Genomic DNA, 26,990 nt, shown 5'->3' with positions numbered 1-26,990 from the left:
TCGTTGCATGTTCCGCTTTCCCCGCCCTTCGCTGCAGCAGGCCGTGCCATCGACCACCGCGTCGGTGTTGCTGCGCTGCCTGACCGTCTGCGTCTTCATCTGCCTGGCCGCCGCGGCCGGGTTCTACCTGCTCACGGCATTCACCGAAGACATCTCGACCCATCGCCGCGAGATGAATGCAGCGGCCTACAAGGCACAGATCTATTTCGACCAGCGCGAAGCCCTGCTGCGCTACCTGGGTGATTCGGTACTGGCCGGCAACCCGGATGCACCGGCCGCAGACAGCGAAGGCGTGCGCCAGCTGCCGCTGGATGGTCCCGGTGGCCAGCCGGGCCAGCGGCTGCTGCTGTCAGCGCGCGCCGAGCACACGCTGCAGGCACTGCAGACGCACCTGCTGCTGATCGATGCACGCGGCGCGCACTGGCTGGCCGGCGGCGAGGTCGACGTCGACCTGGTGCACCTGCCATCGCTGCGTGCGCTGCAGGCACGCAGCGGCAGCCTCGAGGGTGCAGACCCGGTGTACTGGCTGCGGCCGGGTGACAGTGGCGTTGCGCTGGCGCAGCCGGTACAGGCGGGCCCCCAACCGGCGCAGTGGCTGGTGCTGCTGCTCGATGGCGCGGCGGCGGCGAGCATGATCGATGGCCAGGGCATTGGCGGTTACGCGCTGCTCGACCGTGCGGGGCAGCCTGCATTGTCCAGCCAGGCACCGCGGCTGGATGGTGCGGGCTGGAAGACCCTGCGGGAGCGCCAGGACGACAGCTTCGGCACGTTGTGGAGCGGCGGCCTGCCGCGCGGCGTAGCGCTGGTGAAAAGTGTCGGCAATGACGGCTGGCGGTTGGTCTACCACCTGCCGCCGCCGCTGCTGCTGGGCGACCTGGCCGTGCCCCTGCTGGTCTGCGTGCTGTTGCTGCTGCTGGCCGGTGTTGCGCTGCGCCTGCTACGGCATCGCGTTGACCTCCAGCTGATCCAGCCGGCCCTGCAGCAGCACCGCCGCCTGCTGGAGAACCTGGACTTCAGTTCGACGGTGATCGACATGGCGCCGGTCGGCATCTGCGTCCTGCGCCGCAGCGACCGCGCGCTGCTGCTCTCCAACCAGCTGCTGCGCGACTGGCTCGGCGAAGAAGGCGAACACAGCGACTGGCAGGCACCATGGCGCGGACATGCCGGCGAACGCGGGCGTGGACTTGAATTCACCGCCCGCGATGGGCGCCAGCTGCAAGTGCTGCACGCGGCCTGCCGCTACCAGGGCGATGACGTGCTGCTATGCGTCTTCCATGATATTTCCCGGCACCGCCAGGCACAGGCCGCACTGTCGTCGGCACGCCAGGCCGCCGATGCGGCCAACCAGGCCAAGAGCGCGTTCCTGGCCACCATGAGCCATGAGATCCGCACCCCGCTGTATGGCGTGCTGGGCACGCTGGAGCTGCTGGGGCACACCTCGCTGGACGCCCGACAGTCGCAGTACCTGCGCACCATCGAGAGTTCCTCGTCGGTCCTGCTGCAGTTGATCAGCGATGTGCTGGATGTTTCCAAGATCGAGTCAGGACAGCTCAGCCTGGAGCCGACGGCGTTCTCGCCGCGCGAGCTGACCGAGAGCGTGCTGCGCAGCTTCGCCGCGTCGGCCACCTGCAAGGGCCTGCAGATCCTGGTCTGTACCGATCCGCGCCTGCCGACACGGGTGCTCGGTGATGCCGACCGCATCCGCCAGGTGCTGGGCAACCTGCTCAGCAACGCGATCAAGTTCACCGAGCATGGCCGGGTGGTATTGCGCGTGCGCCAGGTGCAGCGCGAAGGTGAATCGAGCGTGCTGGCCTGGCAGGTGACCGATACCGGCGTGGGCATCGCTGCGGAGGAACAGGCGCGGTTGTTCGAACCGTTCCGCCAGGTCCGCGGCGCAGCCAGCGCGCAGGGCACCGGCCTGGGCCTGTCCATCAGCGACCGCCTGGTACGCCTGATGAGCGGCGAGCTGCAGGTGGTGAGCGAACCCGGGCTGGGCAGCAGCTTCAGCGTCCGCCTACCGTTGCCGGTGCTGGCCGCTGCCGAGGATGGCCCCACACTGCTGCCGGAACCACCGATCCTGGTGCGCGGCCGCGACCGCGAGCTGGTCGACAGTGCCTGTGGCTGGCTGTGTCGCTGGGGCGCCAACGCGCAGCCCCTGCTTGGCGACCCGACGTTGCTGGACCATGACGGTGCGATCCTGATGGATGGCGAAGCCGGGATGCCGCTGGCCTGGTCGGGCCCGCGCGTGGTGGCATCGATCGAGGGCGGTGACCAGCCGATCACTGCCGGTGATGGCAGCCTGGTGGTGACCCTGCACAGCATGACCGCGATCGGCAAGGCGCTGGCCAGCGTGCAGCAGCAGCGTGCAGCGCAGCCGGTGGCCACGCGTACGGCACCACCGATGCCTCTGGGCCTGCGTGTGCTGGCCGTCGAGGACAACCCGATCAACCGGGTGATCCTGGCCGAGCAGCTGCGCACCCTCGGCTGCGACGTGGAGCTGGCACAGGATGGCATGGAAGCGTTGCAGCGGTGCCGTGAGCAGTGCTTCGATCTGGTGGTGACCGACATCAACATGCCGCGCATGGACGGCCACGCGCTGGCCCGCCAGCTGCGCGATGACGGCAACCCGGTACCGGTGATCGGCGCCACCGCCAATGCCACCGCCGAAGAGCGCGAGCGCTGCCTGGCCAGTGGCATGCAGGGCTACCTCAGCAAACCCGTCGACATCGCCCGCCTGCGCAAGGCGCTCACCACCCTGCGCCAAGGAGACCCCGCATGACCCAGCGCGTCCTGATCCTGGAAGACCAGCCCTTCCAGCGTGGTTTCCTGGCCAATCTGTTCGGCAGCCGCGCCGGTGTCCAGGTCGATGCCTGCGAAGACGTGGATGCCGCCATCGCACTGTGTGCCTGCCAGCCCTACGACCTGGTGGTCAGTGACCTGCTGATGCCCGGGCAGGACGGCATCCAGTTCATCCAGGCACTGGCGGCGCAACCACGCCCGCCGCGCCTGGCCGTGGTCAGCGCGGCCCCGCGGCGGATGATGACCTCGGCACGGCTGATGGCCGAATCGCTGGGGCTGGATGTGATCGGCCTGCTGTCCAAGCCGGTGGCGGCCGCCGACGTGGACGCGCTGTTCGAGGCGCTGGCGCAGGCGCGCCCGGCCACCGGCAAGGCTCCTTCTCGCGCGTCGGCGGCAGTCCCCGAACCGGATGCGTCGCAGCTGCGCCAGGCGATGGCCGATGGCAGCCTGACGGCCTGGTTCCAACCCAAGAAGTCACTTCAGTCCGGACGGGTGGTGGCGGCCGAAGCACTGGTGCGCTGGCGCCACCCGCAGCTGGGCACGCTGGCTGCCGGCAGCTTCCTGCCGGCGATCTGCCGCTACGGGCTGGAGGGCGACCTGCTGCGGATGATGCTCAAGGCCAGCATCAGCGCACAGGCGCGTTGGCGCAAGCAGGGCTTCCGGGTACCGGTGTCGATCAACCTGCCGCCTCATCTGCTGGAGCAGTCGGACCTGCCCGATGAGCTGCTGGCGCTGACCCTGGCCCACGGCGGGACGCCCGGCGAGTTGTGCTTCGAACTGATGGAGAACAGCACCACGCGGCACGTCAGCGACTTCTATGCCGGTGCCTGCCGGCTGCGCATGAAGGGCTTCGGCTTGGCCCAGGATGATTTCGGGCAGGGCCTGAGCTCGGTCCACAACCTGGTCAATACCCCCTTCACCGAGGTCAAGATCGACCGCGCGCTGGTCAGTGGCTGCGCCCGTGACCCGGCCCTGCACCTGACCCTGTCGACGGTGATCGCACTGGCCAACCAGCTGGGCCTGACCATCGTGGCCGAAGGCGTGGAAAGTGATGCCGACCTGGCCGCCCTGCGGCAGCTGGGGTGCAGCCAGGTGCAGGGGTTCCTGATCTCGCAGGCGCTGCCGTCCGACGCGTTCACCCGCTTGCTGGACGAAGAAGCACCGCAACTGGACGCAAGACCGCAGGCTGCCCTGCGCTGACGCGGACTCCACGACGGCTTCACAAAATCATCAAGCGGCATTGACGATCCTGTCTGTGCAGTAGCGGCGGACGTTGCGCCGCCACCGGTGCCGATGTCCGCCCCCTGCCCTGAGACCTGCCATGCCGGCCGAGGCCGCTCCTGTACGCCGACTCGCTCGCCGCTCGCTCCGCGTCCATGCCCTGTTGATCGGCGTGGTGGTGCTGGCGACCCTGCAGGCCGGACTGTTGCTGTCGGCCGGCTCGCAGCTGTTGAACGAAGAGCGCAGCAAGATCGAGTACCACTTCCGCCGCCTGGACGGCACGTTGCGCGAGCAGGAGCGCTTCCTGCGCCAGTGGCGGCTGCATGATGTCGGCGTACGAGGGCAGCCGGTTGCCGATGCCAGCGTGGAACTGCAACGCGGTCCGTTGTACACCAACTTCGCGGTGATCGGGAACGAGGGGACCGGTCGTTCGCCACCGACCGAGCTGGGCGACCGGTTCCTGCGCTTCTACGGTACGTTCTGGTCCGCTTCGCGCTACCCACCACCGCAATGCCTGCTGGTCGATGGCCAGGGCACACGCGGGCTGCTGGCACCGGTACAGATCGTCGGTACCGATGCGAGCCAGAACAGCCCGCATCACCTGCGCCCGGCGATCACCGACATCCACCGCGCACTGGGTACGCGGCCCACGCTGCAGCGCGGCGGCATCGCCTGGGTAAGCGTGCCGTGGCGCGACCGGCAGACCTGGCTGCTCGCCATCGCCCACGCCCCGCAGGATGCGCGCCTGTGGGGGGAGGACGGCAAGGATTCGCAGGCCGCGCTGGCGTGCCTGCTCGATCCGGCACGCGTCGATGACTACCGGCAGGTGCTGGGTGTTCCGGTGTTCCAACGGCTGTCGCTGTTCGATGCCGATGGCCAGCGCCTGCTGGGCGATGCTGCAGATGCCAGCAACGCTGGCACCTCCTGGCAGGCAGGCCTGGGAGGCCTGCAGTTCCGCATGCGCAGCGAGCGCGGCTGGCTGGCGGTCTACCACGTCAGCTGGCGGCAGGTATTCCAGCACCCGCAGGGGCCGCTGCTCGGTGCGACGGTGGTGGCCCTGCTGCTGGCACTGGGTGGCACGCTGGTGCTGCGCGCGTATCGGCGTTCGGTCATCGAGCCGCTGCGCAGCAACCACGCGCGGCTGCTGGAAAGCGAAGCCTTCAGCCGCACGATCCTGGACAACGCGCCGATCGGGCTGTGCCTGCTGCGCCGTACCGATGGCAATGTGCTGCTGGACAACACCCTCGCCCGCCGCTGGCTGGGTGAAGACCATCATACTGGAGGCTGGCACGGCCCCTGGCGGCGCAGCGTGCTCGCCGCTGGGGGCACCACGCTCGGCGATGGGCTGGCCTACACCACGCCCGAAGGCCGCCACCTGCTGGTGACGGCGACGCCGGCGCGCTACCGCGGCGAGCCGGCGGTGCTGTGCCTGTTCATCGATCTCAGCAGCCAGCACGAAGCCGAGCAGGTACTGCAGCAGGCGCGCCGTGCCGCCGACCAGGCCAACCGGGCCAAGAGCCAGTTCCTGGCCACCATGAGCCATGAGATCCGCACGCCGCTATACGGCGTGCTCGGTACCCTCGAACTGCTCGGGCTCACGCCACTGGATGCGCGTCAGCGGGACTACCTGGGGACGATCCAGCGTTCGTCCTCGACGCTGATGCAACTGATCAGCGACATCCTCGATGTCAGCAAGGCCGAGGCCGGGCAACTGAGCCTGGAACCCAGCCCGTTCGATCCAGTGCATCTGACCGAGGATGCGCTCGACTCGTATGCTGCCGCGGCCGCCAGCAAGGGGCTGCAGTTCTACGCCTGCATCGATGCCGACGTGCCGCCCGTGGTGTGCGGTGATGCGGCACGGATCCGCCAGATACTCAACAACCTGATCAGCAACGCGCTGAAGTTCACCGACAGCGGACGCGTGGTGGTGCGCGTCTCGGCACGCTGGCAAGAGCAGCGCTGCTGGCTGCAGTGGCAGGTCGCCGATACCGGCATCGGCATTGCCAGCGAGCACCAGGCACACCTGTTCGAGCCGTTCTTCCAGGCCAACCCGGGCACCGATGCGATGCGCGGCACCGGCCTGGGCCTTTCCATCTGCGCGCATCTTGTGGCGTTGATGGAAGGCCAGCTGCGCGTGGTCAGCGAGAGCGGCCTGGGCAGCAGCTTCAGCGTCGAACTGCCGCTGCCCACGGCGCCGTCCGATCCGCAGCAATCTCCTGCGCCGCAGTTGCCTGCGGGCCTGCAGGTACAGGTGCGGGGCGGTGTGCGCGAGCTGGTCCAATCGCTGTGCGAGCGCCTGCAGCAGCGCGGTGCACTGGCCAGCGTGTACCGCGATGAAGGCGCGGCGGGCTTGCCGTCGTCCACCGTGCTGCTCGACCTGGTCCTGGACGACGCGTTGCCCGAGTGGGTGGATGGACCGCGTGTGGTTGCCTGCCGCGAAGGCGGCGTCCGGCCACGGCAGATCGATGGCGCCTGGCAGGTTGGCCTGCACCGGTTTGACGCGATCGTGCTCGCATTGGCTGCCGCCAGTGGCCAGCCACTGGCGGCCAGCACCGAAGGGCGCCTGCCGGCTACGCGCCGTTTCGGCCTGCAGGTGCTGGTGGCGGAGGACAACCCGATCAACCAGGCGATCCTGCGCGACCAGCTGGAACAGCTCGGCTGCCGCGCCGTGGTCGCCAGCGACGGCAATGAAGCGCTGGGCTACTGGCAGCAGGACGAGTTCGCGCTGGTGCTGACCGACCTGAACATGCCGGGGCTGGATGGCTATGGCCTGGCCCGTGCCTTGCGGGTGCGTGGTGCCCGCGTGCCGATCCACGGTGCCACTGCCAACGCCGACCCGGCCGAACGCCAGCGCTGCCAGGAATCGGGCATGCAGGGCGTGCTGGTCAAGCCGATCACGCTGGAAGCGCTGCAACGCCTGCTGATCCAGATCACCCGGGGCGATGCAACGGTTGCCGCGCCACCGCAAGGACCGGAATCCACCGATACGCGCGATGATGATCTCCCGCTGCAGGTTCCCGCGAAGATGCAGGCGTTGTTCGTGCAGACCATGCAGGCTGACCTGCACAGCCTGCGCCAGTCGATTGCCAGCGCCGATCCCGCGCGCGTGGTGCAGGTACTGCATCGCATCCGTGGCGCACTGGTCATCGTGGGCGCACCCACGCTGGTGCACAGCGGCCTGCAGATCGAGCACAGCCTTGCTGGCGGCGATGACCTGGCCACCCAAGCGGCGTCGCTTGCCCGCTTCCAGCGTCGCCTCGAACAGCTGTTGCATCCGCTGCTTGATGCGGCCTCCCCTCCCCCACCTGACGACCCGACCCCACCATGACCACACGGATCCTCATCGCTGACGACCACCCGATCGTGCTTGCCGGCATCCGCGACGTATTGGCCGGGGAACTTGACCTGGACGTGGTGGGCGAAGCGGCCGACCCGGCGACGCTGATCGAATTGATGACCCGGACCCGGCCACAGGTCGTGATCACCGACTACAGCATGCCGGGGGGCGACCGCTTCGGTGACGGCATCAAGCTGATCTCGTTCCTGCGCCGCAGCTTCCCGGAGACGCGCCTGCTGGTGCTGACGATGGTGTCCAATCCGTCGTTGGTTGCAGCGATGTATGCCGCCGGTGCGGGCGGCGTCGTGCTCAAGAGCCATGGATTGGGCAGCCTGGTACAGGCCCTGCGCGTGGTGCTGGCCGACCGCGTCTACCGGCCGCCGGGCCTGCTACCGGTCGCGGCGAGCGAACCAGCCGACGCCGATGCGGTCCGTGCGCGCCTGTCGCCGCGCGAGCTGGAAGTGATCCGGCTGTTTACCGGCGGCATGAGCGTGGGCGACATCGCACGCCAGCTGCAGCGCAGCGCCAAGACGGTCAGCACGCAGAAGATCAGTGCGATGCGCAAGCTCGGCGTGGACAGTGACCAGGCACTGATCGAGTACTGCCTGCAGGCCTCGTTGTTCGCCTGAGGCCCACTCCAGGCTGAATCCTGCAGGCCCCGTACGAGGGCCTGCGACGGCTTTAGGAAACGCCTGATTCCATAGGACAGTGCCGATTTCTAGGCTGGACGCATCCCGCCATGGTGCGCCTGCCGGCAGCAACCGCGTCGCCGTGGGGGACGGAAGCCCGGTGGCGCCTGCAGCTGCCATCGCGTGTGGCTTCCGCAGCGACGCGGCCCTGCCGCGCCAGTCCGCGCAGCCCTGCTGCGCCCTGCCACAGGAAGTCCAACAGCATGTATGCCTCCCCCCCTCGGCGCCGCCGTGCGTCCGGGCGCGCGCGCCTCGCGCCTGCTTCCCTCCTTCCCAGCCTGCTGGCGACCGCCCTGTGGGCGGCACTGCCGGTCCACGCCGCCGATCTGACCGGGCCCCTGCAGGTCAGCGATGGCAACAGCCTGCAGCTCGGTGCCGATGATGTCCTCACCCATGGCTCGGGCAGCTTCGCACTGACCGTCACCGGCGCTGGCAGCAGCGCACTGATCGACGGCAGCCGCATCAACGTGACTGGTAATGGCAGCGCCGTGTCTGCCGCCAATGGCGGCCAGGTACAACTGCGCGGGGCGACGCTGTCGATCGCACCGGCCACCGGTGTTGGCTTCTACGCACTGTATGCCAATGGTGCCGGCAGTGTGATCGATGCGCGCGATGTCGACATCGATGCCACGCGCAACGGCAGCGGATTCGGCGTCGTACAGGCCTACAACGGTGGCGTGGTCCACTACACCGGCGGCCGCATCGCGATGACCGGCGGCGTCGGCACCCTGATCGGCGCCTCCGGCAAGGGCAGTGAAGCGCACCTGGACAATCTGCAGATGAGTGCCGACAGTGGTGCCCGCCTGCGCGCCGACAGCGCCGGCCTGCTGACGATCCGCAACAGCCGCATCACTCTCGCCCCCGGCGGCATCCTCGCGGGCGTTGCCGTTGATGGCGCGGGCAGCCGTGCCGAGCTGTACGACACCTACATGGACGGCGGCTGGTTCGATATCGACAGTGGCGGCAGCGTGCTGCTGGAGAACGTGGAAGCGCACTCGGTGGGCGGCAGCATGCGCCTGCTCGGCAGCCGCATCAGCAAGACCTATTCCAGCGCGGTGATCAACGGCGGCAGCTTCTACACCGTCGGTGGCTATGGCGTGAACATCAACAGCTGGGGCCAGCTGACCGCCCGCGATGCCGCGTTCGATGTCCGCGACGGCTACTCCGGATTCTGGCTGGCCAGCGATGAGTCGCGCCTGCAGCTGACCGACAGCACCATCGACACCTGGACCGACACCTACGGCTACGGCGTTGAGATCGCTGGCGGGGTCGCCACCGTGCAGGGCGGCCGGATCACCACGCACGGCGATGCGACCTATGGCGTACGCGTGACCGGTTCCACCGGCAGCACCGCCAGCCGCATTGAAGCCACCGGAAGCGTGATCGACGTGCGCGGCAACGGGGGTGGCGGCGTGTTCATCGGTGGCTCCACCGCCACCGCGCTGCTCGACACCGTTGCGATCCGCGGCGACGGCGAGAACGTGTTCGGCATCGTGCACATGAACACCGCGCGGTTGACCCAGGCCGATCGCCTGGACATCCGCATGACCGGCAGCAACAGCGGCGGCTACCGCTCCTACCTGACTGCGTTCGGCCCGTACTGGAACCGCGCCACCTTCAATGACAGCCACATCGAGACCGCCAGCGGCGCCGCGTTCTGGCTGCAGGGCAGCAACCATGCGTTGACCGTCAATGGCAGCGATGTGACCGCAGGCGACGGCAGCGGGCGCCTGCTGCGCGTCAGCGACACGGTGTTCACCGATGGCAGCAGCGTGGCGACCAGCCGCATCGACTTCAGCGCCGACGCCAGCACGCTGCGCGGTGACGTGGTGGTCGACAGCGAAACGGCTGACGTACGCATGGTGCTGGGCAACGGCACCACGTTCAGCGGTGCTCTGCGCAACGACTCCGGCTACCAGGTCGCACAGCTTGCGCTGGATGGCAGCAGCCAGTGGAACGTGCGTGCCAGTTCCAGCGTCGGCGCGCTCGAACACGCCGGCACCATCGCCTTCGATACCCCGGGGGCAAGCGGCTTCAAGACCGTTACCGTCAGCGGCGACTACGTGGGCAACGGTGGCCATTGGATCTTCAACCGTGCACTGGGTGACGACACTTCGCTGGGCGACCAGCTGGTCATCAATGGCAACAGCAGCGGCACTGCCAGCGTGAGCGTGCGCAATGCCGGCGGTGCCGGTGCACTGACGCAGGAGGGTATCCGCCTGATCACCGTTGGCGGCCAGTCCGATGCACAGTTCAGCCTGCAGGGACGCGCGGTCGCCGGTGCCTACGACTACTTCCTGTTCAAGGGCGGCGTGTCGACCCCGGATGATGGCAACTGGTACCTGCGTTCGGAATACGTGCCACCCGTCGATCCGCCGGAGCCGCCGGAACCGCCGATTGATCCGCCGCAGCCACCGGAACCGCCGGTCGACCCGCCGTCACCGCCGGAACCACCGGTCGACCCGCCGTCACCGCCGGAACCACCGGTCGACCCGCCGTTGCCGCCGGAACCGCCGATCGACCCGCCGCGCCCGCAGGTGGAACGCCCGGAACCGGCGGCTTACCTGGCCAACCGCAACGCCGCGCTGGGCATGTTCCGGCACAGCCTGCACGACCGCGCCGGTGACCCCGCCGCCGAGGCCGGCGCCAGCAGCGATGCCGTGGCCTGGATGCACCTTCGCAGCGCGCAGCCCGACAGCCACGACCGCAACCGCCAGGTCCAGGTCGATGGGCAGATCAGCAGCGTGCTGGTCGGCGTCGGCCGTCGCTTCGAGGTGGGCGGCGCGGGCGAACTGCAGGCAGGTGCGATGCTCGGCCACGGCCGCGCGCGCAATGACAGCCGCTCGCAGGTGACCGGCTACACCGCGCGTGGCGTGGTCACCGGCACCAGTGTGGGTGCCTATGCCACCTGGCTGCAGGATGCACGCATGCAAGGCGGCGCCTATGTGGATGGTTGGCTGCAGTACGGCCGCTTCCGCAACAGCGTGCAGGGCGATGGACTGCAGAAGGAACGTTATGACGCCCGCAACTGGAGTGCATCGGCCGAAGCTGGCTATGTGCTGCCCCTGCGGCGCACCGCGCTGCGCGGCATCTACCTGCAACCGCAACTGCAGGTGGTGCACAGCCGCTATGACAGCGACCGCGTGGTCGAGGCCAACGGCACGGTGGTCGAAGACCGCGGTGGTGACGAGACCAGCACCCGCCTCGGCCTGCGCCTGTACAGCCGCGGGTTGAGCGCGGCGCAGGGCCAGGTGCATCCGTACGTGGCAGTGAACTGGTGGTCCGGCGGCAATGGCGCGGGCCTGGCGATGGACGGTGAACGGCTGCAGCGGCAGTTGCCGCGCGACATCTACGAGGCCAAGGCCGGTGTACAGGTGGATCTGTCCGGCGGCTGGCGCGGCTGGGGCGAACTGAGCCGGCAGAGCGGCGGCATGGGCTTCCGCGACGTCGGTGCCCAGCTGGGCGTGTCGTACACCTGGTGATGCGGGAAGTGCCCGGCAAGGGAGTGCTGGGCGCTTTTTCCACATGCCGCGTGGAAAGCGGTGGGAGTTTGGTGTGGACAAGTGGCGGTGAGCTCCACGCACCAAGCGTTTCAGGGAGTGGCGTTTTTTTGTCCACGCCCATGCGCGGTTTTCCACATCCGCCGTGGAGAGTGGTTGGGATTTGGTGTGGACAAGTGGGTGCGAGCATTGCACCGCAGGCGTTTCGAAGCGTGGTGAAAATTTGTCCATATTGCACAGGCAACCTGGCAGAGCCGAGCCCACGCTCTGCTGATACCCCCCTGAGCCGAGCGTAGGCTCGGCTCTACAGGGGAGCTGTGCGGTTTTCCACATGTGGCGTGGAAAGCGATGGGAGTTTGCTGTGGACAAGTGCCGGCGAACGTCACGCCGCAAGCGTTTCGCAGTGTGGTGATTTTTTGTCCATCGCCGGAAACGCGAACGCCCCGCACAGGGCGGGGCGTCCGGGGTCGATCCGTTGCCGCCGGATCAGACGTTGAAGCGGAAGTGCAGGATATCGCCTTCCTGCACGCGGTATTCCTTGCCTTCCAGGCGCAGGCGACCTGCTTCCTTGGCGCCGGCTTCGCCCTTGTACTTGATGAAGTCGTCATACGCGATGGTTTCGGCGCGGATGAAGCCCTTCTCGAAGTCGGTGTGGATGACCGCGGCGGCCTGCGGGGCAGTGGCGCCCTTGCGCACGGTCCACGCACGGACTTCCTTCACGCCAGCGGTGAAGTAGGTCTGCAGGCCCAGCAGGCTGTAGGCCGCGTTGATCACGCGGTTCAGGCCCGGCTCGCTCAGGCCCAGGTCGGCCAGGAAGGTATCGCGGTCTTCATCGTCGAGCTGGGACAGCTCTTCTTCGATCGCGGCCGACACCGGCACCACCTGCGCGCCCTCGGCGGCGGCGTGCGCGCGCACGGCTTCCAGGTGCGGGTTGTTCTCGAAGCCGTCTTCCAGCACGTTGGCGATGTACATCACCGGCTTCAGGGTGAGCAGGAACAGGTCGCGCACCAGCGCCTTCTCTTCCTCGTCCAGGCCGGCCGAGCGGCCGGCCTTGCCCTCCGACAGCGCCGCCTGCAGCTTGGCCAGCACCGGCTTGCGCGCCGCTGCATCCTTGTCGCCGCCCTTGGCCGCACGCTCGGCACGGTTCAGTGCCTTCTCGACGCTGTCCAGGTCGGCCAGCGCCAGCTCGGTATCGATGGTTTCGATGTCCGAGATCGGATCGACCTTGCCAGCCACGTGCACGATGTCGCCGTGCTCGAAGCAGCGCACCACGTGGGTGATCGCATCGACTTCGCGGATGTGCGCCAGGAACTTGTTGCCCAGGCCTTCACCGCTGGCGGCACCGGCCACCAGGCCGGCGATGTCGACGAACTCGACCGCGGTCGGGATGACCTTCTGCGGGTTGATGATGCCCGCCAGCTCGTTCAGGCGCGGATCCGGCACCGGCACGATGCCGACGTTCGGCTCGATGGTGCAGAACGGGAAGTTCGCCGCGGCGATACCCGCCTTGGTCAGCGCATTGAACAGGGTCGACTTGCCGACGTTGGGCAGGCCGACGATGCCGCATTTGATACCCATGGGTTGAATCCGGGTTTGAGTGTAAGTGGATGATTCGGGATTCAAGGCTCGCCTGCGGGCATGCCCTCAATCCCCAATCGTCCTTCCAGTAGCCCAAGCTAGAACGCAGCGTACAGCTTGTGCTTCTCAGCGTAGGTCTGCAGTGCAGCAGAAAGCTCTAGCCTCTCCTCAGTCTCACAAAATCTCTGGCTCAAGCGGTCCAGCAGGACTCCGACACCGTCCGGCAGCTCATTATGCTGACCGTACATTTTCTCCCAGCGGACACCTTCATCCTTGGGCACGGCTTCATCACCGAACAGCACCATTTTGGCTTCTTTCAGCACGTCGGCCAGTTCGACCAGCCCCATTTCTTCAAGACCTGCGAGCGTCTCTTCGTAATAGGCACCCGAGTAACTGTCGAAGTACGTACCAATACCGCCACGCCAGACTTCGCTGCTTGTCACCGAAACCGCGAAGTAGCGCTGGTCTGGCACAAGTAGCCCAGAGAATCCACAACCCGAACCGCCTTCCTGTTCCACCAGCCAGTTCCAGTGGCGCCCTGCAGCGGAATTCTCGTATCGGTCCCGCTCTTCGCGCATTTCCTTGTTTCGCACCCTCGCCTCTTCCATGCATTGCCGCGTGCCATTCCGGCAGGGCATGCAGAGCCCATTGTTCCGGGCCGCCGTCGCAAGCAGGATCATGGCGCCACACACGGTGCAGGGAGTACGCGGGTCGGTCATGGTCAGCGCGGGGTATGCAGCCGCTTCATCGCTTCGTTGAAATCGCCCTGCACCGCCAGCGGCATCACGTCGATCGCATCATCGATGGCGCGTGCAATCAGCACGTCGTCGTCCTTCGACGGGCGCCCCAGCACCCAACCCACCACGCGGTCCTTGTGGCCGGGATGGCCGATGCCCACGCGCAGGCGATGGAACCTGCCGTGGCCGAGCAGGCGGATGGTGTCGCGCAGGCCGTTCTGGCCGCCGTGGCCACCGTCGAACTTCAGCCGTGCCGCGCCGGGCGGCAGGTCCAGTTCGTCGTGGGCCAGCAGGGTTTCCTCCGGCTCGATCTTCCAGAACCGCTGGGCGGCGGTGACCGACTTGCCGCTGAGGTTCATGAAGGTGGCGGGCTTGAGCAGCCACACCGTCTGCCCGGCGATCTCGACCTTGGCGGTCTCACCGAACAGCTTGCTGTCCACATTCCATCGCGCACCGGCTTTTTCCGCCAGGGCCTCAACGAAATGAAACCCGGCATTGTGCCGGGTCCGGGCGTGTTCCGATCCGGGGTTGCCCAGACCGACGATCAGTCGCAGTCCTGCCATGGTTCCTTCCAGTACGGTGCCTGCCCGGAGGCAGGCACCGTAACGGTATTACTCGGCGGCAGCCGCTTCTTCGTCAGCCGCGTCGGCCTTGCCGGCCTTGGCGGTGACGATGGCGTCGTCGTGGTCCTTGCCCAGCGCCAGCGCCGGGATTTCCACGCCCTTCGGCAGCTTGATGTCGGACAGGTACACCACGTCACCGGCCTTCAGCTCGCCCAGGTCGACTTCGATCGACTCCGGCAGGTCCTTCGGCAGGCAGGTGATGGTCACTTCCTTCAGTTCGTGGGTGACCACGACGTCGGCAGCCTTGCCAGCCGGCGAGGTGTCTTCGTTGACGAAGTGCAGCGGGACCGAAGCGGTCAGGGCTTCGTTCTCGTTCACGCGCTGGAAGTCCAGGTGCATGATCAGCTGCTTGTACGGGTGGCGCTGCATGTCACGCAGCAGGACCTTCTGCACCTGGCCGTCCAGGTTCAGGTCCAGGATCGAGGCATAGAACCACTCGTTCTGCTGGGCCAGCCAGATTTCGTTGTGGTCCAGGCTGATGGCGACCGGCTCGGCGTTGCCGCCGTACACGATGGCCGGGATCACACCCGCGTGACGCAGGCGGCGGCTCGCACCCTTACGCTGCAGTTCACGCTTGGTGACCTTGATTTCATGGGTCTTCGACATTTTCGACTACTCAGGTTGTTGCCTCGCCTTGCGGCTTGGCGGTTGAAGATGCTTCCGCGACCAGAAGCACCCGGGGTATGTCCCCGCCGTTGCCGGCAGGGACGAAAAACTCAGTCGACGTACAGCGAGCTGACCGACTCGCCGAAGGCGATGCGGCGCATCGTTTCGGCCAGCATTTCCGCCACGCTCAGCTGGCGGATCTTGCTGCACACCCGCGCGGCGTCCTTCAGCGGGATGGTGTCGGTCACCACCAGTTCGTCGAGCTGGGAATTGGTGATGTTGTCCACCGCCGGGCCCGACAGCACCGCGTGGGTGCAGTAGGCGGCGACCTTGAGCGCACCGCGCGCCTTCAGGGCAGCGGCAGCGGCGCACAGAGTGCCGGCGGTATCGACGATGTCATCGACCATGACGCAGGTCTTGCCTTCGACGTCGCCGATGATGTTCATCACGGTGGAGACGTTGGCGCGCGGGCGGCGCTTGTCGATGATCGCCAGGTCGGCGTCATCCAGGCGCTTGGCCACCGCACGGGCGCGGACCACGCCGCCCACGTCCGGCGAGACGACGATCAGGTTCTCGGTGCCGTAGGCGCGCCAGATGTCGGCCAGCAGCAGCGGGGACGCATACACGTTGTCCACCGGAATATCGAAGAAGCCCTGGATCTGGTCGGCGTGCAGGTCGACGGTCAGCACGCGATCAGCGCCCGCGGTGCTGAACATCTTGGCCGCCAGCTTGGCGGTGATCGGCACGCGCGAGGAGCGCATGCGGCGATCCTGGCGCGAGTAGCCGAAGTACGGCACCACGGCGGTCACGCTGGCCACCGATGCGCGCTTGAGCGCGTCGATCAGCACCAGCAGTTCCATCAGGTTTTCCGCGCTCGGCGCGCAGGTCGGCTGGATCACGAACACGTCCTGCTTGCGGACGTTCTCTTCGATCTCCACCTGCACTTCACCATCGGAGAAGTGCGAGACCAGCGCCTTGCCCGGGCGAACCCCCAGTTCCTTGCAGATGTTCTGCGCCAGACGTTTGTTGGCGTTGCCGGAAAAGACCAGCAGGTTCGGGGACTCTTGCATCATGATTGTCTCGGGCGGGGACGAGTGGCGGGGATCCGGGGGCGGCAAGGACCCGGATGGACCCTTGCTGCTGACAACACCGCGGTTGTTTCCACGTCCCGCGCGGGCGATGCGCTGGAAGGCGCGGACACAGCCGCTATTGGCAGGGGCGGTAGGATTCGAACCTACGAATGCCAGGATCAAAACCTGGTGCCTTGGGCCTCTTGGCGACGCCCCTGCATTGATAAATCAGTGTTGCTCGAGTGCATCCAGCAGTGGCGAACGCGCAACGCCCGCTGCCACCCTTGCCCGCAACTCCTTCGGCAATTTCGACCGTCCCTGCTCTGCAGCAGACTGCGACGCGAATTCGACGAAACAACCACTTCCCGAGCCGGTCAGCCGCGCCGTGCCGATGTCGCTCAACGCGGCAAGCGCTGCCTCGACGGCAGGCTCACGGCGGCGCAGCACCGGTTCGAACGCGTTCCCGACCAGGGTCCCGGAAGCGAAGTCCTCTATTTTCGCCACTGGGCTGTCGCGCGTCAAATCCGGGTCTGCAAACAGGGCCGGCGTGGGAACATGAACGCCCGGTTCAACCACCACATACCAGGCCGGCGCCAGCGTGATCGGCTGCAGGCGCTCGCCCACCCCTTCGGCCCAGGCGTTGCGGCCGCGCACGAACACCGGCACGTCGGCGCCCAGGCGCAGGCCCAGCGCGGCCAGGGCATCTTCATCCAGGCCGGCATGCCAGAGCCGGTTCAGTACCACCAGTACGGTGGCCGCGTCGGACGAACCGCCGCCAAATCCACCACCGGCAGGAACGTGCTTTTCGACGATGATGTCAGCACCTTGCGCAACCTTCGCCGCTTCCTGGAGCAGACGCGCGGCGCGCACCGCCAGATCATCGGCCTCGGCCACGCCGGCCAGGCCCTCGCCCTGCCGGCGCACCTGGCCGTCTTCACGCAGGCGCAGGCCGATGCGGTCCCCCCAGTCCAGCAGGCGGAACACGGTCTGCAGTTCGTGGTAGCCGTCGGCCCGGCGGCCGGTAATGTGCAGGAACAGGTTCAGCTTGGCCGGGGCCGGCCACCAGGACCAGCCCGCGTCGTCGACTGCCCCGCTCATGGCGTGCCCTGCCTCCACTCGTCCACCAGCAGGCGCACCTTGGCGTCACCGTTGCTGGCCTCGATCCGGCGCGGCAGCGCCGGCCGTCCGGCGTCGGCCGGGTACCAGTCCAGGTACTGTACCTGCCAGCCCATCTGCTGCATGCGGCGGGGCCGGCCTTCGCCGTCGCGTTCGACCGTCTCGGGGCCGGCGGCGTCGCCGGCCACCAGGCCACGGATCCACTCCGGCAACTGGTTGACCGGAATGTCCCAGCCGGTCGCTTCCAGCAACAGCTGCTGGGCGTCCTCGCCGTCGCGCGGACCGCCTGCCAGTCCTTCCAGGCGGCCAGCTTCGGAATGGGTGTCACCGGTCAGCTTCCAGCTCTGCCGGGTCACCGGCGCGCTCAACTCCACCACGTAGCGGCGGCCTTGCTGCTTCCAGTCGATGCGACCGCTGCCGCCGTCCTTGCCCTTGCTGACCGCGACCCGGCCCTGGAAGGCCCAGTCCGGCTGTGCATGCAGGGCGGCCACTCGCGCCGCTTCGGCCTGCGCCGCTTCGGCCGAGACCGTCTCGACCACCGCCGGTGGCGGGGTCTTCTGCGTGCCCACGCTGGTACAGGCGGTCACCGCCAGGGTCGCAGCCGCCAACAGCAGCGGCCGGATCAGGGAAACACTCATGGATTGAATTTCTCGCGGGCGCGCAGCAGCGCGCGGTTTTCAGGGTCGAGCTTGGCCGCTTCGTCGAAGAAGTGGCGGGCCTCGTCATGCTTGCCCAGCACCCACAGCACCTCGCCGACATGGGCGGCGATCTCCGGGTCCTTGGCCAGGGTCCAGGCCCGGCGCAGCTGCACCAGCGCTTCGTCCTTGCGGCCCAGGCGATACAGCACCCAGCCATAGCTGTCGACGATGGCGGCGTTGTCCGGCTCGGCGACGCGGGCGCGGTCGATCAGCTCCAGCGCCTCCTGCAGGCGCCCGGTACGGTCAGCCAGGGTGTAGCCCAAGGCATTCAGGGCCGGCACGTTTTCCGGGTCGGTCACCAGGATCTTGCGCAGGTCGGCCTCGGCGCGCGGAATATCGTCACGACGCTCCCAGGTGAGCGCGCGGGCGTACAGCAGGCCATTGTCATCCGGGTAGGCGGCCAGGCCGCGGGCCAGCGCATCCAGCTCGCCAGCACTGTCATCGCCGCGCTGGCGCAGCTCGGCCTCCAGCAGATACGCGTCACGGCGCACATCATCATCGACCACCGCGTCGGACTGGATCGCGTGCACCTCATCCAGTGCCTGCGGCAGCCGTCCGGCCAGGGCCTGGGCGTTGGCCGCACGCAGGCGCGCCTCGCTCAGCTCATCACCGCCGGGCACACTGTGGTACCACTGCACCGCCTCGGGATAGCGCTTCAGGTATTCGGCGATCTTGCCCAGCAACAGGCGCTGCGCGGGGTCCGGCTTGGCCGCCTGCCGCGACAGTTCGTTGTAGAGGTTGGACAGCGCCGCCTTGTCGCCCTGCTTGGCCAACAGTGAAGCGCGCATGCCCCAGGTCTGCACATCCTGCGGGCCGAATGCCAGTACGCGCTCGGCCGCAGCCGGTTGCCCCAGGCTGTCGTAGGCGATGGCCACCGCATTGCGCAGCTCGGGGTCCTGCCGTGTCTTCGGCTCGACGTCGTGCAGCAGCGACAAGGCCTTGTCGGTCTCGCCGGCCTGCTGCAGCTGGCTGGCACGCAGCAACGCTACGCGCGGTTCTTCGGGGAAGCGCCTGACCACTTCATCGATCAAGCGCCGCGCCAGGTCGGGCTTGTCCATGCGCAGGGCGAGGCGGCCGAACTCCTGCCAGGCCTCGATCTTCGGCGGAATCGCATTGGCATCGACCAGCTCGCCGAGCACCTGCGCCGGCACCGCCGGGTCGCGGCCACCGCCGATCAGCGCGGCCAGGGCGAACTTCCAGCCGCGCTCGTCGGGGTCGGCCAGCAGCGCCTGCAATTCAGTGCGGGCGGCCTTCACATCGCCCTGGCGCATGGCCAGCGCACCGGCGGCGCTGCGCATGGTCAACGAACGCGGGGCGCGCTGCTGCCACAGGGCCAGGCCCTTGGCGGCGCTGGCGTCATCATTGGCAAGCATGGAGATACGGGTCGCGCGCTCGGCCAGGCCAGCGTCGCCGTCGGTCTGCTGCGCGGCCTGCAGGTACCAGCGCGCGGCCTCGGCCAGCTTGCCGGCCTGCAGGGCGAACTCACCGGCCATCACCGGCTCCAGCGCCAGTTCCCCGGTGGCCGCGGCCCGCACGGGGGCCCTGGCCGGCACCGCCGCCAGGGCCTGGGCGCAGGCCAGGGACAGCAGCAGAACACTGGGGATGCGAATCAATGCGGGCATCGTCGGCATCGGGGCCTTAAAATGTCGTCCAATGGCCAGCAGCTTATCGCAAGCAACTGAACAATGACCCTGTGGGTGCTCGGACTGAATCACCAGACCGCACCGGTAGAGCTGCGCGAGCGCGCGGCCTTCGCCGGTGAGGCGTTGCCGCGTGCGCTGGGCTCGCTGCGCGATACCCCGCAGATCGCCGAGGCGGTCCTGCTGTCGACCTGCAACCGCACCGAGCTGTACGCCGTGGCCGACTCGGCACAGGCGCTGGACCAGTGGCTGCGCAGCCAGGCCGGCGACCTGCAGGGCTATCTGTACCAGCATGCCGATGCCGAGGCCGTGCGCCACCTGTTCCGGGTCGCCACCGGGCTGGACTCGATGGTGCTGGGCGAACCGCAGATCCTCGGCCAGGTGAAGGACGCCTGGTCGACCGCGCGCGACCATGGACTGCTCGGACAGCGTCTGGACCGCCTGTTCCAGCAGACCTTCTCGGTGGCCAAGCGTGCGCGCACCGATACCCAGGTCGGTGCCAACCCGGTATCGGTGGCATCGGCCGCGGTGCGCCTGGCGCAGAACGCGTTCGCCCGGCTGGACGACTCCACCGTGCTGCTGGTCGGGGCCGGCGAGACCATCGAGCTGGCTGCACGGCACCTGAGCGAAGGCAAGGTGCGGCGGCTGCTGATCGCCAACCGCACCCTGGCCCACGCGCAGGAACTGGCCAGCCGCCATGGCGGCGTGGCCCTGCCGCTGACCGAACTGGACCGCCACCTGGGCGAGGCCGACGTGGTGTTCTCGGCCACCGCCGCGCGCGAGCCGGTGATCCATCGCGAGATGGTGGCCAAGGCCCTGCGTGCACGCCGGCACAAGCCGATGCTGCTGTTCGACCTGGCCGTTCCGCGCGACATCGAAGCCGAGGTCGGCACGCTCAACGATGCCTTCCTCTACACCGTCGATGATCTGGAACGCGCGGTGGAAGACAACCGTCGTGGCCGCCGCGAGGCCGCCGCCGAAGCCGAGGCGATCATCGACCTGCAGGTATCGCGTTACGTCGAGACCCAGCAGGCCAGTGCCCATCAGGCGCCTTTGCGGCAGCTGCGTGCGTTCGGCGAGGCCACCCGCGCCGAGTTGCTGGAGCGCGCACGCCAGCAGCTGGCCAACGGCAAGCCCGCCGACGAAGTGCTGGAACTGCTGGCCCACGGCCTGACCAACCGCCTGCTGCACCCGCCGACCGCCGCACTGCGCGCCGCCGCGCTGAGTGGCGATGCCGACCTGACCCGCGCCGCCGAGCGCCTGTTCCCGGCCACGCCGGGCTACCGCCACCCACCCGTGAGACCCGATGACGCCGACCCTGCGCCGTAAGCTGGAAGCGCTGGCCGAGCGCCGCGAAGAACTGGAACGCCTGCTCGCCGAACCCGATGTGGTCGCCGACAACACCCGTTTCCGCGACCTTTCGCGCGAATTCGCCCAACTGGAGCCGGTCGCTGCCGCGCTCGCCGATGAAGCCCGTGCCAAGGCCGACCTGGCCGCCGCCGAAGGCATGCGCGCCGACCCCGAGCTGCGCGACCTGGCCGACGAGGAAATCGCCGCCGCCCAGGCGCGCCTGCAGGAGCTGGAACAGGAACTGGCCCTGTTGCTGGTGCCGCGCGATCCGCGCGACGAAGGCAACCTGTTCCTTGAAGTACGCGCCGGCACCGGCGGCGACGAAGCCGCGATCTTCGCCGGCGACCTGTTCCGCATGTACGCCCGCTATGCCGAACGCCAGGGCTGGAAGGTCGAGATCGAATCGGACAACCCCGGCGAGCATGGCGGCTACAAGGAAGTGGTGGCACGTGTGGTCGGCCGGGGTGCGTTCTCGCGCCTGAAGTTCGAATCGGGCACGCACCGCGTGCAGCGCGTGCCGGCCACCGAATCGCAGGGCCGCATCCATACCTCGGCCGCCACCGTGGCGATCATTCCCGAGGCCGACGAAGTCGATGACATCGTCATCAATCCGGCCGACCTGAAGGTGGATACGTTCCGCTCGTCCGGCGCCGGTGGCCAGCACGTCAACAAGACCGAGTCCGCGATCCGCATCACCCATGTGCCAACCGGCGTGGTGGTGGAGTGCCAGACCGAGCGCAGCCAGCACGCCAACCGCGACAAGGCGATGAAGCGCCTGAAGGCGCAGCTGCTCGATGCCGAGCGCCAGCGCCAGGACGCGGCACAGGCCGAATCGCGGCGCCTGCAGGTCGGCAGCGGCGATCGCAGCCAGCGCATCCGCACCTACAACTTCCCGCAGGGCCGGATCACCGACCACCGCGTGGAAGGCCTGACGTTGTACGACCTGCCCAACATCCTGGCCGGTGACCTCGACCCGCTGCTGCAGCGGCTCAGCCACGAACACCAGGTCGACGCCCTGGCCCAGCTGTCGGCGGGCTGAGCACGATGACGGCCTGGCAGCAGCGGCAGCACCTGCAGCAGGCGATCGCACGCCAGCCCGGCGACTTCGTCGCCTGGGTGATGCTGGCCGACCTGGAACTGGAAGCCGGCGACATCGCTGCCGGCGAGCAGGCCGCACGACACGCCCTGCAACTGCGCCCGAACCACCCCGAAGCGCTGGCGCGGCTGGGCCGCGTGGCGTGGATGGCCGGCGCGCACACCGACGCGGCGAAGCTGCTCGGCCAGGCCTCGGCATTGGCCCCGCAGCACCCGGGCATCGCGCTGTGGCTGGGCCATGCGCTGGAAGATGCCGATGATGCCGAAGGCGCAGCTGCGGCCTATCGCCGCGCGCACGCGCTGATGCCGGGCGAACCCTACATCGCGGCCCAGCGCCTGGCCTGGCAGCGCCGCCTGTGTGACTGGCAGGACGTGGACACGCTGGCTGCGCAGGTACGTGCCGCGCTCGCTTCCGGGCAGGGTGCAGTGGAACCCTTCGCCTTCCTCAGTGAAGACGTAAGCGCTGCGGAGCAGTTGGCCTGTGCGCGCGCACGCGCGGCGGTCGTTGCGTCGGCGGTGCGCCCCCTTCCTGCAGTGAAGGTTCGCGAGCACGGCGCGTTGCGCGTCGGCTTCCTCTCCAATGGCTTCGGCGCGCATCCCACCGGGCTGCTGACCGTGGCCCTGCTCGAACACCTGCGCCATGACCCGGCGCTGCAGCTGCACCTGTTCGCGCTGAACCGCGCCGATGGCAGCCGCATCCGCGAACGCCTGCAGGCTGCGGCCCGCCTGCATGACGTGGCCGCACTGCGGCATGCCGACATCGCGGCCCGCATCCGTGCACAGGGCATCGACCTGCTGTTCGACCTGCGCGGCTGGGGGGGCGGCGGCACGCCCGAAGTGCTGGCCATGCGCCCGGCCCCGTTGCAGCTGAACTGGCTGGCCTACCCCGGCACATCGGGTGCGCGCTGGCTGGATGCCGTGGTCGCCGACGAATTCGTGCTGCCGGCATCGCTGGAACGTCACTTCAGCGAACGCGTCCTGCGCCTGCCACGTGCCTTCCAGCCCTCGGACAACACCCGCGTACTGGAGCCGGCACCGTCCCGCGCGGAGTGCGGCCTGCCCGAACGCGGCGTGGTGTTCTGCTGCTTCAACAACAGCTACAAGCTCAACCCGCGCAGCATGGGCCGCGCCTTCGCGGTGCTGCAGGCCGTGCCCGGCAGCGTGCTGTGGCTGCTGTCCGGGCCCGGCAAGGCCGATGCGCGCCTGCGTGCGGCCGCGCAGGCCGCAGGCCTGGATCCAACGCGGCTGGTGTTCATGGCCAAACTGCCGCATCCGCAGTACCTGGCCCGCTATCAGCTGGCCGACCTGTTCCTGGACACGCATCCGTACAACGCGCACACCACCGCCTCCGATGCGCTGTGGGCCGGCTGCCCGGTGCTGACCTGCCCGGGCGATACCTTCGCCGCGCGCGTGGCCGGCAGCCTCAACCATCATCTGGGTCTTTCGCGGATGAACGTTGCCGACGATGCGGCGTTCATCGCCACCGCCAGCGCGCTGGGCAACGACCCGGTGGCGCTGGCAGCGTTGCGTGCCGAACTGGCGCAGGCACGCGAAGACAGTGGTGTATTCGACATGGCAGGTTTTGCCCATGACCTTTCCGCCCTGCTGCAGACGCTGGCGGGCGAGCAGGGCTGGCAGGGCGTCGACACCCCCTGAGCAACCCCTGCGTTACGCTCCGGCTTCCTCCCCGCGTGGTGTGACGATGGCCAAGCTCAAGCGCAAGGACTACGACGAACTGCTGCTGCCGCTGCAGCTGGAACTGACCGCAATGGCGCGCTGGGTGCAGTACAGCGGGCAACGCCTGCTGGTGCTGTTCGAAGGCCGCGATACAGCTGGCAAGGGCGGCGCGATCCAGGCCATCAGCCAGCATCTCAACCCGCGCCAATGCCGGGTGGTGGCGCTGCCCAAGCCCACCGACCGTGAAGCCACGCAGTGGTACTTCCAGCGTTACGCCGCGCATCTTCCCGCCGCCGGCGAGATCGTGCTGATGGACCGCAGCTGGTACAACCGTGCCGGTGTTGAACGGGTGATGGGTTATTGCAGCGAAACCGAATACCAGCAGTTCCTGCGCCAGGCGCCGGTGTTCGAACAGCTGCTGGTGGACGACGGCATCCTGCTGTTCAAGTACTGGTTGTGCGTGGACCAGGAGCAACAGGAAAAGCGCTTCGCCGAACGCCATCTCGATCCGCTGAAGGGCTGGAAGCTCTCACCGGTCGACCTGAAATCGCGCAGCAAGTACAGCGCGTACACCGAGGCACGCGAGGCGATGCTGCGCGCGACGCATCGCGAGGCGGCGCCGTGGACGCTGGTGGACTTCAACGACCAGCGGCTGGGGCGGCTGACGCTGGTGCGCAACCTGCTGGACCGGTTGCCGGACACGCGGGTGGACGCACCGTTGCCGGAGCTGCCGAAGCTGAAGGGCAAGCTGCATCGCGAGCACTACGATGTGCTGAAGCCGATCGAGGATTTCCCGGTCGAAGATTAGGGTGGGTCGGCAGGGCCTGCGGCCCTACACCTGCCGAAGCCATAGCAACGGCAACAGCAACAGCAACGGCGGGCTTCCTGAGGGATGGCGGGGCGGGTCCGGGTGCGGGGGGCGCTGCAAGTACGTCCATGTAAGCTCGGTCGCCGCATCCATGCGGCTCACGCCCCCGCACCCGGACCCACCCCGCCTTCGACAGATTTCCGCGATCTGTCGTTGATCCACACCATGCGTGGATGCTCTTCGAATTCAATTCGAAATATTCGATTTGTCTGGAGAATCATCCACGCATGGCGTGGATCTACCAGACATGAGGAATCTGTCAGAGGTGGGGCGGTGTCGGAGTGCGGGGTGTCAGCCGCATGGATGCGGCTGCCAAGCCTACATGGACGTACTTGCGGCGTCCCCGCACTCCGACACCGCCCCGCCATCCCACGGATAGCCCGCTGTTGCTGTTGCTTCGGCTGTTGCTGTTGCTGCCGGCCAGCGGCCGGCACTACCGCTTCGGCGGGTGCAGGGCCGCAGGCCCTGCCGACAAACCCACTACTTGGCAGCCGCGATCTGCTTTTCGATGTCGGCGGCGGTCACCGGGCCAAGGAACGTGTGCGCCAGCTTGCCCTGCGGGTCCAGCAGATGCGTCAGCGGCAGGCCACGCGGCGTGGCGAAGTCGGCCGGCGGATCGAACGGGTCCACGATCACGATCGGATAGGTCACCGGATGCTTGGCCAGGAACGACTGCATCTCCGGCACTTCAATGTCCTCGTAGGCCAAGCCGACCACTTCGATGTTGCTACGCATCGCATGCAGGGCCGACAGCTCGGGCATTTCCTTGCGGCACGGCGCGCACCAGGTGGCCCAGAAGTTCACCACCACCCACTTGCCGCGATGCGCGGCCAGGTCGTAGTCGCTGCCATCCACCGCCTTCATCTTCAGCGTCGGGAACTCGGCGGTGGTGCGCTCGGCCGGGGTTTCCTCGACCGGTGCCGGCGTGCTCGGCGTCGGTGCCTGCGCCGGTGGCTGGCTGCTGGCCGGTGCCGGCTCCTGGGCCGGTTTGCAGGCCGCCAGGGCCAGCAGCAGGGTCAACGGGAGCAGCAGCGGCAACGACGTCTTGCGGGTCATGGGGTGTCTCCAGAGTCGGTATAGATATCACTGACCTTGCGCTTCAGGCGTTCGCGCAGGGGCAGTCGCAGGTCATCCAGCGCCGCCAAGGCGGCACGGCCCAGGCTGTCGTCGCGGTACGGGAGGTGCTGCTCGGCTACCGGGATGCGCAGCTGGGTGCATTCGTACAGATCGGCCAGGCTGACCTGGTCCAGGTCGCGTGACAGCAGCCACTCGCCGCGCTCATCGCGGCGCAGCAGGTCGATCTCCTGCAGGTTGCAGATCAGGTCCTGCAGCAGTGAATCGGTCAGCATCGGCTCCAGCCGCAGGATCTCGTCATCGGCCAGGCCTTTGCCCTTGGCCCGTGCATGCTGGAAGCGGCCAAGCAGGCGCAGCAGCCCATAGAACTCGTACCCCTGCGGCAGGCGCAGCTCGACCGGCTGGTAGCGGAAGGCGGCCATCGAGGAGGCCAGCGACGCACCCAGCAGCACCGCCACCCAGCACAGGTAGATCCACAGCAGCAGGATCGGCACGAAGGCGACCGTGCCATACAGCTTCTGATAGGACTGGAAGCTGCCCAGATACGCGCCGATGCCCCACTTCACCAGTTCAAGGATGACCGCCGCCAGGATCGCGCCGGGCACGGCATGCCGCCATTTCACCGTGTGGTGCGGTACCACGCGGAACATCAGCGTGATGCAGACGAACTCGATCAGGATCGGTGCCAGCCGCAGCGCCAGTTCGGCCAACCAACGGCCCTCCTGGGTACCGAACAACGGCATCGCGAACACCCTCGCCGATACTGCCAGCGATGCGGCGGCAAGCATCGCGCCCAGGGTCAGCACGGTCCAGTAGACCAGGAAGCGGGTCAGCTTGGGCCGGCTCGAGCCGACCCGCCAGATCTGGTTGAAGGTCTCTTCCACGCTGTTGAGCGTGATCAGCAGTGAGGCGACCAGTGCGATGAAGCCGGCGGCCGTCAGCTGGCCGGCACTGGCCGAAAACTGCCGCAGGTAACCCTCGGCCGCGCGCGCCGCGGAGGGCACGAAGTTGGAGAACACGTAGTCGCTGAGCTGATCGCTCCAGCGGTCGAAAACGGGAAAGGCCGAGAGCACGCCGAATACCACGATGGCCAGCGGCACCAGCGCGAACACCGTGGTGTACGCCAGCGCCGCCGCTGCCTGGAACAGGCGGTCGTCGAGGAAGCGATGCCACAGGAAGCGGCCGAAACTGATGGCCCGTGCGCGATCCCGCGCGCGCTCCATCCACAGGTTGAGCGTATCCAAAGGTTCCATCGGTGGAAGGGTACCCGATGCGGAATGCTCGCAGGATAGCCATACTGGTGGCCACACGA

Annotated in this window: 19 protein-coding genes and 1 tRNA gene; 9 read left to right on the top strand and 11 right to left on the bottom strand. The window is 67.9% G+C overall.

Translation table 11 applies throughout. The features are described from left to right. The first annotated feature begins 7 nt into the window (after positions 1-7). The 5 genes from AC10QF_RS08705 to AC10QF_RS08685 all read left to right on the top strand — a co-directional run bounded on the left by AC10QF_RS08705 (position 8) and on the right by AC10QF_RS08685 (position 11,528). Positions 8-2,779, top strand: a complete 2,772-nt coding sequence (locus AC10QF_RS08705; RefSeq protein ID WP_111177263.1) for a response regulator — start codon at positions 8-10, stop codon at positions 2,777-2,779. Continuing rightward, positions 2,776-3,999 carry an EAL domain-containing response regulator gene (locus tag AC10QF_RS08700; protein ID WP_494542056.1) on the top strand — a complete coding sequence of 408 codons (1,224 nt, stop codon included), beginning with the start codon at positions 2,776-2,778 and terminating at the stop codon, positions 3,997-3,999. The genes AC10QF_RS08705 and AC10QF_RS08700 overlap by 4 nt, the downstream gene beginning before the upstream one ends. A gap of 121 nt (positions 4,000-4,120) precedes the next feature. After that, positions 4,121-7,348, top strand: a complete 3,228-nt coding sequence (locus AC10QF_RS08695; RefSeq protein WP_447900676.1) for a hybrid sensor histidine kinase/response regulator — start codon at positions 4,121-4,123, stop codon at positions 7,346-7,348. Then, positions 7,345-7,986, top strand: coding sequence for a response regulator (locus AC10QF_RS08690; RefSeq protein WP_049416983.1), 642 nt, complete (start codon positions 7,345-7,347; stop codon positions 7,984-7,986). The genes AC10QF_RS08695 and AC10QF_RS08690 overlap by 4 nt, the downstream gene beginning before the upstream one ends. Positions 7,987-8,249: 263 nt before the next feature. Further along, positions 8,250-11,528 carry an autotransporter family protein gene (locus tag AC10QF_RS08685; RefSeq protein ID WP_494542055.1) on the top strand — a complete coding sequence of 1,093 codons (3,279 nt, stop codon included), beginning with the start codon at positions 8,250-8,252 and terminating at the stop codon, positions 11,526-11,528. Positions 11,529-12,032: 504 nt separating this feature from the next. Here the strand turns inward: AC10QF_RS08685 and ychF are convergent. The 9 genes from ychF to AC10QF_RS08640 form a co-directional block, all read right to left on the bottom strand. Continuing rightward, the gene (gene ychF / locus AC10QF_RS08680; protein ID WP_005415403.1) at positions 12,033-13,124 is read right to left on the bottom strand and encodes a redox-regulated ATPase YchF; all 1,092 of its coding nucleotides are present in this window, start codon (positions 13,122-13,124) and stop codon (positions 12,033-12,035) included. 98 nt (positions 13,125-13,222) lie between these two features. Continuing rightward, positions 13,223-13,804 (bottom strand): DMP19 family protein, encoded by a 582-nt coding sequence (locus AC10QF_RS08675; RefSeq protein WP_288038609.1) that lies wholly within the window; start codon positions 13,802-13,804, stop codon positions 13,223-13,225. 41 nt (positions 13,805-13,845) lie between these two features. Next, positions 13,846-14,424 (bottom strand): aminoacyl-tRNA hydrolase, encoded by a 579-nt coding sequence (gene pth / locus AC10QF_RS08670; RefSeq protein WP_069139551.1) that lies wholly within the window; start codon positions 14,422-14,424, stop codon positions 13,846-13,848. Positions 14,425-14,472: 48 nt separating this feature from the next. Beyond that, positions 14,473-15,090, bottom strand: a complete 618-nt coding sequence (locus tag AC10QF_RS08665) for a 50S ribosomal protein L25/general stress protein Ctc (protein ID WP_005415401.1) — start codon at positions 15,088-15,090, stop codon at positions 14,473-14,475. Between the two features lie 110 nt (positions 15,091-15,200). Continuing rightward, on the bottom strand, positions 15,201-16,160 hold the full coding sequence (locus AC10QF_RS08660; RefSeq protein ID WP_005415400.1) for a ribose-phosphate diphosphokinase: 960 nt from the start codon (positions 16,158-16,160) through the stop codon (positions 15,201-15,203). 140 nt (positions 16,161-16,300) lie between these two features. Then, positions 16,301-16,377, bottom strand: a tRNA-Gln gene (locus AC10QF_RS08655). 11 nt (positions 16,378-16,388) lie between these two features. Beyond that, the gene (gene ispE / locus AC10QF_RS08650) at positions 16,389-17,258 is read right to left on the bottom strand and encodes a 4-(cytidine 5'-diphospho)-2-C-methyl-D-erythritol kinase (RefSeq protein ID WP_065196902.1); all 870 of its coding nucleotides are present in this window, start codon (positions 17,256-17,258) and stop codon (positions 16,389-16,391) included. Continuing rightward, positions 17,255-17,914 (bottom strand): lipoprotein insertase outer membrane protein LolB, encoded by a 660-nt coding sequence (lolB, locus tag AC10QF_RS08645; protein ID WP_005415398.1) that lies wholly within the window; start codon positions 17,912-17,914, stop codon positions 17,255-17,257. The genes ispE and lolB overlap by 4 nt, the downstream gene beginning before the upstream one ends. After that, complete coding sequence (locus AC10QF_RS08640) at positions 17,911-19,596, bottom strand: tetratricopeptide repeat protein (protein ID WP_494542054.1); 1,686 nt, start codon at positions 19,594-19,596, stop codon at positions 17,911-17,913. Before AC10QF_RS08640 ends, lolB begins: the two co-directional genes overlap by 4 nt. Before the next feature lie 63 nt (positions 19,597-19,659). Here AC10QF_RS08640 and hemA point away from each other — a divergent pair, with 63 nt between their 5' ends. The 4 genes from hemA to ppk2 are packed head-to-tail and all read left to right on the top strand — an operon-like array spanning position 19,660 to position 24,544. Then, positions 19,660-20,943: a glutamyl-tRNA reductase gene (gene hemA, locus AC10QF_RS08635; protein ID WP_069139548.1), complete on the top strand. Its 1,284-nt coding sequence runs from the start codon at positions 19,660-19,662 to the stop codon at positions 20,941-20,943. Next, positions 20,921-22,003: a peptide chain release factor 1 gene (gene prfA, locus AC10QF_RS08630; RefSeq protein ID WP_494542053.1), complete on the top strand. Its 1,083-nt coding sequence runs from the start codon at positions 20,921-20,923 to the stop codon at positions 22,001-22,003. Before hemA ends, prfA begins: the two co-directional genes overlap by 23 nt. 5 nt (positions 22,004-22,008) lie before the next feature. Then, positions 22,009-23,715: an O-linked N-acetylglucosamine transferase, SPINDLY family protein gene (locus tag AC10QF_RS08625; RefSeq protein ID WP_494542052.1), complete on the top strand. Its 1,707-nt coding sequence runs from the start codon at positions 22,009-22,011 to the stop codon at positions 23,713-23,715. A gap of 46 nt (positions 23,716-23,761) precedes the next feature. Then, a complete protein-coding gene (gene ppk2 / locus AC10QF_RS08620; RefSeq protein WP_005415392.1) occupies positions 23,762-24,544 on the top strand; it encodes a polyphosphate kinase 2 in 783 nt (260 codons plus the stop codon). A 540-nt stretch (positions 24,545-25,084) separates the two neighbouring features. Here ppk2 and AC10QF_RS08615 read toward each other — a convergent pair. Both AC10QF_RS08615 and AC10QF_RS08610 read right to left on the bottom strand, forming a co-directional pair. Continuing rightward, positions 25,085-25,660 (bottom strand): TlpA family protein disulfide reductase, encoded by a 576-nt coding sequence (locus AC10QF_RS08615; RefSeq protein ID WP_053501043.1) that lies wholly within the window; start codon positions 25,658-25,660, stop codon positions 25,085-25,087. Continuing rightward, complete coding sequence (locus AC10QF_RS08610; RefSeq protein ID WP_005415390.1) at positions 25,657-26,931, bottom strand: YihY family inner membrane protein; 1,275 nt, start codon at positions 26,929-26,931, stop codon at positions 25,657-25,659. Before AC10QF_RS08610 ends, AC10QF_RS08615 begins: the two co-directional genes overlap by 4 nt. Positions 26,932-26,990 lie beyond the last annotated feature (59 nt).

The sequence above is a fragment of the Stenotrophomonas maltophilia complex sp. Om-AH-Sm3 genome, from assembly GCF_059337855.1.
The sequence above is the reverse complement of the archived record's forward strand: the minus strand, read 5'-3'. Positions and strand labels throughout refer to the sequence as shown.